Source organism: Streptomyces cyaneochromogenes, from assembly GCF_003963535.1.
Lineage (GTDB): Bacteria > Actinomycetota > Actinomycetes > Streptomycetales > Streptomycetaceae > Streptomyces > Streptomyces shaanxiensis.
In genome coordinates this window covers 8,709,803-8,720,440 of the sequence record NZ_CP034539.1, presented here as the reverse complement: position 1 = coordinate 8,720,440, position 10,638 = coordinate 8,709,803, and the positions used below count along the sequence as shown (strand labels likewise).

General features: G+C 69.0%; 8 protein-coding genes and 1 tRNA gene. 2 read left to right on the top strand and 7 right to left on the bottom strand.

Annotation, left to right across the window (positions count from 1 at the left end):
* Positions 1 to 68: 68 nt before the first annotated feature.
* From EJ357_RS39435 to EJ357_RS39425, 3 genes are read right to left on the bottom strand one after another with little or no spacing between them, the layout of a single operon-like run.
* Entirely contained in the window at positions 69 to 1,085 is a 1,017-nt protein-coding gene (locus EJ357_RS39435) for an ester cyclase (RefSeq protein ID WP_126396426.1), read from the bottom strand.
* The gene (locus EJ357_RS39430; protein ID WP_126396425.1) at positions 1,082 to 2,431 is read right to left on the bottom strand and encodes an NAD(P)/FAD-dependent oxidoreductase; all 1,350 of its coding nucleotides are present in this window, start codon (positions 2,429 to 2,431) and stop codon (positions 1,082 to 1,084) included. Before EJ357_RS39430 ends, EJ357_RS39435 begins: the two co-directional genes overlap by 4 nt.
* 37 nt (positions 2,432 to 2,468) lie before the next feature.
* The gene (locus EJ357_RS39425) at positions 2,469 to 3,524 is read right to left on the bottom strand and encodes a 3-oxoacyl-[acyl-carrier-protein] synthase III C-terminal domain-containing protein (RefSeq protein ID WP_126396424.1); all 1,056 of its coding nucleotides are present in this window, start codon (positions 3,522 to 3,524) and stop codon (positions 2,469 to 2,471) included.
* A gap of 452 nt (positions 3,525 to 3,976) precedes the next feature.
* Here EJ357_RS39425 and EJ357_RS39420 point away from each other — a divergent pair, with 452 nt between their 5' ends.
* Positions 3,977 to 4,483, top strand: coding sequence for a sigma-70 family RNA polymerase sigma factor (locus EJ357_RS39420; RefSeq protein ID WP_228472749.1), 507 nt, complete (start codon positions 3,977 to 3,979; stop codon positions 4,481 to 4,483).
* A 228-nt stretch (positions 4,484 to 4,711) separates the two neighbouring features.
* On the opposite strand, the gene EJ357_RS39415 is transcribed toward EJ357_RS39420, so the two are convergent.
* The 4 genes from EJ357_RS39415 to sucC all read right to left on the bottom strand — a co-directional run bounded on the left by EJ357_RS39415 (position 4,712) and on the right by sucC (position 8,805).
* A tRNA-Leu gene (locus EJ357_RS39415) sits at positions 4,712 to 4,796 on the bottom strand.
* A gap of 258 nt (positions 4,797 to 5,054) precedes the next feature.
* The gene (locus EJ357_RS39410; RefSeq protein ID WP_126396422.1) at positions 5,055 to 6,596 is read right to left on the bottom strand and encodes an aldehyde dehydrogenase family protein; all 1,542 of its coding nucleotides are present in this window, start codon (positions 6,594 to 6,596) and stop codon (positions 5,055 to 5,057) included.
* Positions 6,597 to 6,727: 131 nt separating this feature from the next.
* Positions 6,728 to 7,645 (bottom strand): succinate--CoA ligase subunit alpha, encoded by a 918-nt coding sequence (sucD, locus tag EJ357_RS39405; RefSeq protein WP_126396421.1) that lies wholly within the window; start codon positions 7,643 to 7,645, stop codon positions 6,728 to 6,730.
* Between the two features lie 29 nt (positions 7,646 to 7,674).
* Entirely contained in the window at positions 7,675 to 8,805 is a 1,131-nt protein-coding gene (sucC, locus tag EJ357_RS39400; RefSeq protein WP_126396420.1) for an ADP-forming succinate--CoA ligase subunit beta, read from the bottom strand.
* A gap of 145 nt (positions 8,806 to 8,950) precedes the next feature.
* Here sucC and EJ357_RS39395 point away from each other — a divergent pair, with 145 nt between their 5' ends.
* Positions 8,951 to 10,633: a thiamine pyrophosphate-binding protein gene (locus EJ357_RS39395; protein WP_126396419.1), complete on the top strand. Its 1,683-nt coding sequence runs from the start codon at positions 8,951 to 8,953 to the stop codon at positions 10,631 to 10,633.
* Positions 10,634 to 10,638: the final 5 nt, after the last annotated feature.

Sequence of the window (10,638 nt, the reverse complement as noted above, 5' to 3'; positions counted from 1 at the left end):
GCTAGGCATGGTGGGGTGATGAAGGGTCGGGGCGGCCCGTCCCGCAGCGGAGCGGGGCGCCCCGGGGATCAACCAGCGTTCTCGGCCGGCTTGAGCCTGGAGTCCAGATAGGCGAACAGCTCCTGGGGCGACGCCGACTCCAGGCCCTGCGCTCCGGTGCCGGAACCCGGGGCCGGATCCAGTCGGCCGAGCAGGACGTTCAGCCGCTTCACCAGCTCTGCGCGGATCGCGCCGTCCGGGTCACTGTCGTCCGTCAGCTCGCTTGCGGCGATCTCGAGACTGCTCAGCGCGTCTCGCGCCGACGGGGAGGAGCCGTCGTGGGTGTGGGTGAGCCGCATCCAGAGGTGGTCGGCCAGCGCACGGGGCGTCGGCTGGTCGAAGACCATCGTGCGGGGCAGCGAGAGTCCTGCCAGTTCACTGACCGCCTGGCTCAGTGCCACGGCCACCAGGGAGTTGACACCGAGTTCGAGGAAGCTCTCGTCGCCGGAAGCCCCGCGCAGCTCTTCGCTCTCCGCGGCATCGGCGGCGGCGTCGAGCACCTGCTCCAGGAGCAGCCTGCGTCCGGCTTCCTCGGGCAGTTCGGCCACCCGCCGGCGCAGCTGTCCGGGTGCCGGTTCCGCGTCGGGAACGGTGGAGGTGTCGCCGATGGCGCCCAGTTGGGCGTAGAGGTCGAGTTGGTCGTCCGAGAGCCAGTACTCGGCGATGCGGCCGTCCTCGAAGCGCAGGATGTCCACGCCCCGGAACTCCACCTCGGTTCCCGGGGCCACGGTGGCGGTGGCCGGGCGTCCTCCCTGCCAGGTGCCCCGGAAGACCCAGCGGCCTATGGCGTAGTCGCCCACGATGAACGGACCGAGTTCTCCCGTGATGCCCGCGTCGTCGTCGAAGGACGAGCGGAACGCGGCGATCCACGACGCGACCCGGGGACCGTCGCAGAGGGTCTCGGCGTCGGGCATGCCGTGCTGGGGAATGTTGACCCGTATGGTGCGCGAGAGGATGTCGTCCGCGAGGGCGTAGTCACCGTTCCACAGCTGGGACCAGGCGTCCCAGAGTTCCCGGTGCGTGCGGACCGTCGTCGGCGGAGTCATCGGGCACCTCCCTCGGTGCCGGCGACCGCGGATGTGGTGCCGTGGCCGGCCGTGTGCGCCTCGGCCACGGGTGGCCCTTCGGCGAGGGAGCGCAGTGTCTCCTCGGACAGGCTCCAGCCGTTCACCTTCTCCGCGTGGGCGACGACGTCGGGCGCCATGAAATCCTCCAGGGTCATCAGGCGCGAGCCGAAGGTGTGGAAGTGCTGGGCCAGGCGGCTGTCGCGTGCCGCGGCCTCGAACATGAACGCTTCGATCTCGTTGAAGGGCCGTGCCTGCGCGTAGTCGGCGATGAGGTGATGGTGCGCACCCGTTTCCATGGCGTGGCGTTCGGTGTACGCGGTGAGGGCGGTGTCGAGCTCGCCGTTCCCCAGCAGCGCGTCACTCGTCGCTCCGACCAGCCAGGAGGCCGACTGCATCGCCCAGGCGCAGCCCACGGCGGACAGCGGGTCGCTGGTGAGGGCCGCGTCGCCGATCAGCGCGTAGCCCGAGCCGCTCGGCCGCCGGGAGATGAGCGGATAGTTCACTGTGCCGATGACCTTGGAGATCATCTCGGCCTTGTCGATGTCGGGACCCTCTGGCAGCGAGCGTACGAAGTTGCGGTACGCGCCTTCGATGTCGTCCCGGAACTCGTCGAGCCGCGCCTTGGAGAGCACGGCCGCGATGACCGTGACGCCGTCCTCGTTGGGCATGACGTAGGCGTTGTCGGGATCGAGGTAGTAGACGCGTGCCGACCTGCGGCCCTCGGGGTGAGGTATCCCGCGGAAGTAGGCGAAGTAGCTGAATCGGTTGTTGTCCGCCGTCTCGGCCGGGGCTCCGGCGAGGCGGGCGACCGTGGAGTCCTTGCCGTCGGCACCGACGACGAGCTCGGCCCGCACGGCGAAGGTGCCCTCGGCGCTCGTACCGGCGACGCCGACGACCCTGTCGCCCTCGGCGATCAGCTCGTTGACCGTGTGGCCCGGCTTCAGGTCCACGCCGGGGGTTTCGGCTGCCATGCGCCGAAGCAGCGGGTCCAGGGACTCGCGGCGGACGCTGTAGCCGTGCGGCAGGACCCCGGGGCCCGTCTCCGCCTCGGGCTTGATCCAGCCCCACTTCGTCCAGTAGTCCGCCGAGTTGCGGACGGCTCCGATGCCGTCGAGGGCCTCGGCCAGCCCCAGCTCGGCCATCACCGGGTAGGCGGAAGCCTGGATGTAATGGGTGCACAGCACCTTGTGGGCGCTCATGCCGGAACGGCGTTCCAGCAGTGCGACTCGTGCCCCGCGTCGCGCGTAGAGAATCGCTGCGGCGCAACCTGCGACACTCGCCCCATTTATGACGACGTCATAGACTTCGGTTCGTCTTTCAGGCACGACTGACCTCTCATACGTTTGTGAGAAAACGCGAAACTTAGAAAGAAGCGGGCGACTGGACGGCTTCCACCACAGCGCAGGACCAGGTGAATCCGCCGCCACCGCCGATCACCACTGCGAAATCACCGGGGTGAAGTTCGGAATTCGAGGAGATGTGGGCCAGATTGGCAAGCATGTCACCTGCACCGAGGTGTCCGCTGTTCTCGCGCTCACGCAGGACGCCGCCCGACACCAGTCCGTCGAGAACGGGCAGGTACATCATCTCGAGAACGCCGTCACTCAGTCGCGGCAACGCCACGCAGCGAATCCGGGGGTCCTGCGGCTCGACACCGGCCTCGGCAAGTGCCTGCAACAGCACGGAACGCACACATTCTCGTGCCGACTCGCTGAATTGCGCGATTCCGCCGTGCATCTCGAGATAGGCCTTCTTGGGCCTACGGACATCGACACGACCACCATGCCACAGAGGCGCTGGGCTGAAGGCGTCGCGTCCGCGGTACATCGACTCGTACTCGGCCGCCGTCACGAAGGTGAGTGATCGCAGCAACAGCGTCGCACGGGAGCGGGCCGGGTCGTAGCGGCGCAGGAGGACCGCGGTGCCCGCGTCTCCGTACACGACTCCGTAGTCCGCCGCCCACCGGTCGAATCCCGGCGGGCAGAAGCGGTCCGCCGTGGTGACCAGGGCAGCCGTGAGCCGCGGGTCGGCCGCGAGCTTGTCCACGGCGATCCCGATGGCCGCCGCGCCGGCGTTCGACAACTGCTGCACACCGACCGGGAACGCGGTCCGGGCGCCGATCCGGTCGGCGATGTAGTGGGCGGGCGACCAGAAGTCGTGTCCCTGGTGGTAGAGCCAGCCGTGCGCCACCAGACCGATGTCCCGCGCACCGCGACCCGCCGCTTCGAGCGCGCGCTCCGCTGCCCGTACGGCCATGTCCGGTGCGGGCACGTCGGCCACCGGGACGGCGGTCAGCCCGAGCCCCTCACTCTCCTCGGCCGTGATCCGGCCCGCGGCCACCATCGCGGCGACGGTCTCGCGCCCCTCTGGAGTCCATATGGCCGCCGCTTCCAAGGCGATGGGCCATTTGCCTTTCATGAATATCCCCCGTGCAGCCGTAAAGAACGGCTCAGTTCCCCGTGCCCGCTCTCACTCGACTCGCTCGACAAGCGGGCTTCACTCGCCCGATCCCTCACTGGGCGACGCTTCTCGGCACGCCCGAACACTCACCTCACATGGGCGGCCCTTCTTGCACTTCATGACATCTCTTGGTTGCGCGAGCCCCACAGACGGTTTACAGCGAACGCACAGTCAGAAGAGTGATCTACGCCACGGATCATCATGATCCGGCATGTCCGAATTGCGAATGATAAATGAAGGCGGATCACCTGGTTCCGCTTATTCCGCCGAGAACTGAGCGTCCAAAAATTCCCTCGTCCGGGGCGATGAACCCCATGGCATGATGATCGCGCAGTCGCCCGCCCGCGGGGGCGCGGGCACTTACGAGAGCTGGTCGCCAAGGCATGACATCAGCACGTACCCCATGTACCGTGAATAAACCTGAGCGTTCAACGACCATCGCGCTTCTCTTCTCCAGCAGCCAGGCCGACCTGCTGCGGCTCGCCGCAAGGATGGGAGCGGACGCGGACGCCGAGGACATCGTCGCCGAGGCATTTTTCCAGCTGTACAAGAATTGGGACGAGTTACAGTCCATGAATAGCGCCGTCGGCTATCTGCGCGCCACCGTGCGCAACTTGAGCCGCATGAGGGTGAGACGCCTGATCGTCGCCCGCCGCTACGCCGACCATCAAGTGGCGGAACCGCTGGTGCACTCGGCGGAGCACCAGGCAATCCGGCGCAACGAGCAGCAGGCGGTCGTCACCGCCCTGAGAGCGCTGCCCCGCCGCCAATACCAGGCCCTCGTCCTGCGGCACTGGATGGACCTGAAGGAAGGCGAGATCGCCGAGGCCATGGGCATCTCGGTCGGCGCGGTCAAGTCCCACACGTCCCGCGGCATGACGAAACTGTCGGAGATCCTGAACGCAGCGCCGAAGTAGGGACGTTCCCGGAGCGGCCGGGGCAGGCACACGGTTGGTGACATGTACGCGAGGCCCCTGGGGGTCGACCGTGCCATGTCGCGCCCGCTCGAGCTCCGGCCGGCTGGGGCGTTCCTGTCGGACTCTGATGAAGAGGGGCGCCCCGATCAGGAAACGATCACCGGCGAAAACGAATCGAGGACCGCGACCGCAAGGTCGGGGCCCTCGTTCTTCTGTCTCCGCAGAGAGTGTCCGAGGGGGGACTTGAACCCCCACGCCCGATAAAGGGCACTAGCACCTCAAGCTAGCGCGTCTGCCATTCCGCCACCCGGACTAGGTGTCTGCCGCCTTGCCGGGGGTGTTCCCCTCGGCGACATGGACAACAATACCAAGGTTTCGGAGTGCCCTTCACCTGCATATCCGCCCGTCGGACGGTCGACGCGAGCCGAGAGAGCGGGCGAGCGGAGGGCTTCACCTCCAGTGATCCCACGGTCACGCACGGGTGAGATCGACTGATGTCGCACGGCCGGGATCGGCCGGTGGCACGAGCACGAGGCAGGCGGGCACCACCGGTCGGTCCCGGCCGGTCCCCTCACGGCATGAGGTGGTAGTCCGGGAAGTTCCCGGGCAACCGCTCCCCCACCGGCCCCTGCGTCACCGCGTGCACCAGCAGTTCGCCACCGACGAACGCCCCTCGCCAAGAGGCGCCGAAGCCGCCGAACAGCTCGTCGCGGTCGCCGCGGGAGCGCGGCCTGCCGTGTCCGACCTTGAACGCGCGGATCTGCGGGGCCAGGCGGTCGTACGTCGCGCGGTCGTCCGTGGACAGCGTGGCGACCAGCGCGCCGTTGGACGCGTTCATCGCCGCCAGCAGTTCCGCCTCCGTGTCCACCAGGACGATCGTGTCGACCGGGCCGAACGGCTCCGCGTGGTGCAGCGGGGAGGACGGCGGCGGGTTCAGCAGCGTGACCGGCTGAACGTACGCCGAGGTGTCCTGGCCGGGGAGGAAGCGGGCGTCGGAGAGCCTGCCCCGGTGCAGCGGGACGGCGCCGCGGTCGATCGCCTCGGCGACCTGGTCGTGCAGTTCCTTGGCCTTGGCGGCGTTGATCACCGGGCCGAAGTCCAGTTGCGGGTAGGGGTCGTCCCGTTGTTCGACGGCTAGGGGGTGGCCGACCCTGAGCGTGCGCACCGCCGGGAGGTACGCCGCCAGGAACTCGTCGAACAGCTCACGCTGGACGACGAAGCGCGGGTACGCCGTGCAGCGCTGTTTGCCGTAGTCGAAGAGTTTGGGGACGACCGCCGTCAGCGCATCCCAGTCCGTGTAGTTCCAGACACCCCAGGTGTTGAGTCCTTCCTGTTCGAGTACGTGTCGTTTGCCGAGGTCGGCGACGGCCGTGGCCACCGCGGCGCCGGTGTCGCGGCCGCCGACGAAGGAGACGCAGCCGATCTCGGGCGCGCGCACCAGCGCTTGGGAGAGCTCGCCTCCGCTGCCGCTGACGAGGGTGACGGGAACTCCCTCGCGGGCGGCCAGCGCGCAGGCCAGGGTCAGACAGGCGACGCCGCCGTCGGTCGGGGTCTTGGCGATGACCGCGTTGCCTGCCAGTGCCTGTACCAGCACTGCGTGAACGAGCACGCTCATCGGGTAGTTCCAGCTCGCGATGTTGGATACCGGACCGTCGAGCGGGGCCCGGCCGGCGACCATCGGTTCGACGCCGTCGACGTACCAGCGCACGCCGTCGATGGCCCGGTCGACGTCCGCCCGGGCGAGCCGCCACGGCTTGCCGATCTCCCAGACGAGAAGCAGGGCGAGCAGTTCCCGGTGCTGGGTCAGGGCGTCGAGGGTGGCCGCGACGCGGGCCCGGCGTTCGTCCAGGGGGATGTGCCGCCACGCGCGGTGCTGGTCGAGCGAGGCGCGTACGGCCTGGTGGGCGGTGGCCCGGTCCAGGCGCGGCGGGCCGGCGATCGGGCTGCCGTCGACGGGGCTGGTGGCGGGCAGAGCTCGGCCGTCCGCCTGCCAGGTGGAGTTCCAGAGGTTGAGGACACGGTCGTCCCGGAAGGCCTCCGGGGCGACGGCGAGGCAGCGCTGCCAGGCGTCGGACCAGGAGGTACCGGCCTTGAGGGTGAGGGTGGTTGCCATTCGGTTCTCCGCTCTCGGTGCACGGTCGAGAGAAATGGGGACGTGCGGGCGGGCGGTGGTACATGGCCACGGCGGAAGTCAGCGGTGCGCGCAAACGCCTGAAAGTGACTTCACGCCGACTATGAGTGACGTCACGCCCCGGCTCCCAGGCGTTCCAGCACCAGGCGCGCGGTCTCGGTGGGCGTGCTGCCGACCCCTACGCCCACCGCCTCCAGCGCCTCCCTCTTCGCCGCCGCTGTACCGGACGAACCGGACACGATCGCGCCCGCGTGCCCCATCGTCTTGCCCTCGGGTGCGGTGAAACCGGCGATGTAGCCGACGACGGGCTTGGTGACGTGGTCGCGGATGTACGCGGCGGCGCGCTCCTCGGCGTCGCCGCCGATCTCCCCGATGAGGACGACGAGTTCGGTGTCGGGGTCGTCCTGGAAGGCGGCGAGGCAGTCGATGTGGGTCGTGCCGACGACGGGGTCGCCTCCGATGCCGACGCAGGTCGAGAAGCCGATGTCACGGAGCTCGTACATCAGTTGGTAGGTGAGCGTGCCGGACTTGGAGACCAGGCCGATGCGGCCGGGCTTGGTGATGTCGGCCGGGATGATGCCCGCGTTGGACTGGCCCGGGGTGATCAGGCCGGGGCAGTTGGGGCCGATGATGCGGGTGCCGCGCGTTTTCGCGTATGCGGTGAAGGCGACCGAGTCGTGGACCGGGATGCCCTCCGTGATCACGACGGCGAGTCCGATGCCGGCGTCGGCGGCCTCGACGACGGCCGCCTTGGCGAAGGCGGGCGGCACGAAGACGACACTCACGTCGGCGCCGGTCGCGCGTATGCCGTCGGCGACCGAGCCGAAGACGGGGACGGCGATGGGGGTACTTCCCAGACCCTTGAGGCACTGGGGGACGTCGAAGTCGACGCTGCGGCCCGCCTTGCGCGGGTTGACTCCGCCGACGACGTTCGTGCCGGCGGCGAGCATGCGCCGGGTGTGCTTCATGCCCTCGCCGCCGGTCATGCCCTGGACGAGGACCTTGCTCTCCTTGGTGAGGTGGATGGCCATGTCGTCATGTCTCCTCAGGCTGCGGCGGCTCAGGCTGTGGTGGCGAGTCGGGCGGCCCGCAGCGCGGCGCCGTCCATGGTGGTGGCCTGCTGGACCAGGGGGTGGGCACGGTCGTCGAGGACGGCGCGGCCGCGGGCGGCGTTGTTGCCGTCGAGGCGCACGACGAGCGGCTTGGTCAGCTGGACGCTGTCCAGCGCCTGCACGATGCCCTCGGCGACCGCGTCGCACGCGGTGATCCCGCCGAAGACGTTGACGAAGACCGACTTCACGGCCGGGTCGGAGAGGATCACGGACAGCCCGTCGGCCATGATCCGGGCCGACGCCCCGCCGCCGATGTCGAGGAAGTTGGCGGGCCGGGCGCCACAGCCGGCGACGACGTCAAGGGTCGACATGACAAGTCCGGCGCCGTTGCCGATGATGCCGACCTCGCCGTCCAGCTTGACGTAGTTGAGGCCCTTGGCAGCGGCCGCCGCCTCCAGTGCGTCGTCGTGCTCCACGCCGTCGGTGCCCCAACGTGTCTGGCGGAAGCGGGCGTTGTCGTCGAGGGTGACCTTGCCGTCGAGGGCGAGGATCTGGCCCTGCCCGGTGCGCACCAGAGGGTTCACCTCGACGAGGAGGGCGTCCTCGCGGACCAGCACTTCCCAGAGTCGTACGAGGACGTCGACGGTCTGCGGTGGCAGTCCCGCCGCCTTGGCGATCTCACCCGCCTTCGCGGAGGTCACTCCCTCGGCCGGGTCGATGGGGATACGGGCGACGGCCTGGGGCCGGGTGGCGGCGACCTCCTCGATCTCCATGCCGCCCTCGGCGGAGGCGATGGCGAGGAAGCCGCCCGCCTCGCGGTCGAGTACATAGGACACGTAGAACTCGGTCTCGATGTCCACGGGTTGGGCCAGCATCACCTTGCCGACCGTGTGGCCCTTGATGTCCATGCCGAGGATCTGCCGCGCCGTGATCTCGGCGGCCGCCGGGTCCGCGGCGAGCTTCACACCGCCCGCCTTGCCTCGACCACCGGTCTTCACCTGCGCCTTGACCACGACACGGCCGCCGAGCCGGCGTGCGATCTCGCGGGCTTCCTTGGGCGAGTCCGTCACCTCTGCCCGCGGCACCAAGATGCCGTGTTCCTCGAAGAGTTCCCTTGCCTGGTGTTCGTACAGGTCCATTCCGGCTCCTGACTCAAAAGTGCCGCACGCCCCCTGGACACCACCCACCGGATGCGGGATAACAAGGTTCATACAGTATTCGTCGACTGTATGCAATGTACCGCGAGAGCCGTTCCAACCCCCTACGAAGGGACAGGACTTCGCCATGCCCGACGACACCCAGGACGTCATATCCGGTGGTCATCTCGTTGCCAAGGCGCTGAAGGCCGAGGGGGTCGACCGCATCTACACGCTGTGCGGCGGCCACATCATCGACATCTACGACGGCTGCGTCGACGAGGGCATCGAGGTCGTCGACGTCCGCCACGAGCAGGTCGCCGCCCACGCCGCCGACGGATACGCCCGCATCACCGGCAAGCCCGGCTGCGCGGTCGTCACCGCCGGTCCCGGCACCACCGACGCCGTCACCGGTGTCGCCAACGCCTTCCGCGCCGAGTCCCCGATGCTGCTCATCGGCGGCCAGGGCGCCCTCACCCAGCACAAGATGGGGTCCCTGCAGGACCTGCCGCACGTCGACATGATGACGCCGATCACCAAGTTCGCGGCGGCCGTGCCGGACACGGCGCGCGCGGCGGACATGGTGTCGATGGCGTTCCGCGAGTGCTACCACGGCGCACCCGGCCCCTCCTTCCTGGAGATCCCGCGCGACGTCCTCGACGCCAAGGTGCCGGTGAGCAGGGCACGCGTGCCCAAGCAGGGCGCCTACCGTGCCTCCACCCGCTCGGCCGGCGACCCCGAGGCCGTCGAGAAGCTCGCCGACCTGCTGGTCCACGCCGAGAAGCCGGCCATCCTGCTCGGCAGCCAGGTCTGGACGACGCGCGGCACCGAGGCGGCCATCGAACTCGTCCGTACCCTCAACATCCCCGCGTACATGAACGGGGCCGGCCGCGGCACGCTGCCGCCCGGCGACCCGCACCACTTCCAGCTGTCCCGCCGGTACGCCTTCTCCAACGCCGATGTCATCGTCATCGTCGGCACGCCCTTCGACTTCCGCATGGGCTACGGCAAGCGGCTGTCGCCGGACGCGACCGTCGTGCAGATCGACCTCGACTACCGCACCGTCGGCAAGAACCGCGACATCGACCTCGGGATCGTGGGCGACGCCGGGCTGGTGCTGAAGTCGGTGACCGAAGCCGCCTCAGGTCGCGTCAACGGGGGAGCGTCGAAGCGCAAGGAGTGGCTCGACGAGCTGCGCGCGGCCGAGCAGACCGCCCTGGAGAAGCGGCTGCCCAGCCTGAAGTCGGACGCCTCACCGATCCACCCGTACCGGCTGGTCAGCGAGATCAACGACTTCCTCACCGAGGACTCGATCTACATCGGCGACGGCGGCGACATCGTCACCTTCTCCGGCCAGGTCGTGCAGCCCAAGTCGCCCGGGCACTGGATGGACCCGGGCCCGCTGGGCACGCTCGGCGTCGGGGTGCCGTTCGTGCTCGCGGCCAAGCAGGCGCGGCCCGACAAGGAGGTCGTCGCACTCTTCGGCGACGGCGCGTTCTCCCTCACCGGCTGGGACTTCGAAACGCTCGTCCGCTACAACCTCCCCTTCGTCGGCATCGTCGGCAACAACTCCTCCATGAACCAGATCCGCTACGGCCAGGCCCAGAAGTACGGCCTGGAGCGCGAGCGGGTCGGCAACACCCTCGGCGACGTCCACTACGACAAGTTCGCGCAGATGCTGGGCGGTCACGGCGAGGAGGTCCGCGACCCCGCCGACATCGGCCCCGCGCTGCGGCGCGCGCGCGAGTCCGGGAAGCCGTCGCTGATCAACGTCTGGGTCGACCCGGACGCGTACGCCCCCGGAACCATGAACCAGACCATGTACAAGTGAGGTGG

What these genes read in the sequence shown, in the direction of transcription:
- EJ357_RS39435 (WP_126396426.1), bottom strand. Translation starts at nt 1,085, where the DNA reads ATGACTCCGCCGACGACGGTCCGCACGCACCGGGAACTCTGGGACGCC.
- EJ357_RS39425 (WP_126396424.1), bottom strand. Translation starts at nt 3,524, where the DNA reads ATGAAAGGCAAATGGCCCATCGCCTTGGAAGCGGCGGCCATATGGACT.
- EJ357_RS39410 (WP_126396422.1), bottom strand. Translation starts at nt 6,596, where the DNA reads ATGGCAACCACCCTCACCCTCAAGGCCGGTACCTCCTGGTCCGACGCC.
- sucD (WP_126396421.1), bottom strand. Translation starts at nt 7,645, where the DNA reads ATGGCCATCCACCTCACCAAGGAGAGCAAGGTCCTCGTCCAGGGCATG.
- sucC (WP_126396420.1), bottom strand. Translation starts at nt 8,805, where the DNA reads ATGGACCTGTACGAACACCAGGCAAGGGAACTCTTCGAGGAACACGGC.
- EJ357_RS39395 (WP_126396419.1), top strand. Translation starts at nt 8,951, where the DNA reads ATGCCCGACGACACCCAGGACGTCATATCCGGTGGTCATCTCGTTGCC.